At 72.0% G+C, this 325-nt stretch carries 1 protein-coding gene; it reads right to left on the reverse strand.

Annotated elements, in window-relative coordinates; translation table 11 throughout:
- A partial coding sequence (locus tag SB751_RS29045) for an ATP-binding cassette domain-containing protein (RefSeq protein ID WP_410748913.1) occupies positions 1–325 on the reverse strand: 325 nt, incomplete at both ends.

Raw genomic sequence — 325 nt, forward strand, 5'->3', positions numbered from 1 at the left:
GCCACCGCGCCGATGTCCAGACCCCAGGTGGGCTGGTCGGCGACGATGAAGCGCGGTTCGCGCGCCAGGGTGCGGCCCAGGATCAGCTTCTGCATGTTGCCGCCCGACAGGCTGCGGGTGCGCACATCCAGCGAAGCGGCGCGCACGTCGAACTGCCTGGCCAGCGCCGCCGCATAGGCGCGGCCGGCCTTGGCGCGGATCAGCCCGAAGCGCGAGAAGCGCGGGTCCTTCAGATCTTCGACGATGGCGTTTTCCCACAGCGGGCTGTCGCCGATCATGCCTTCGCCGTGGCGGTCCTCGGGGCTGCGGCCCACGTGCGCGGCGG

This window comes from Cupriavidus sp. SIMBA_020, from assembly GCF_046535395.1.
GTDB classification, from domain to species: Bacteria; Pseudomonadota; Gammaproteobacteria; order Burkholderiales; family Burkholderiaceae; genus Cupriavidus; species Cupriavidus campinensis.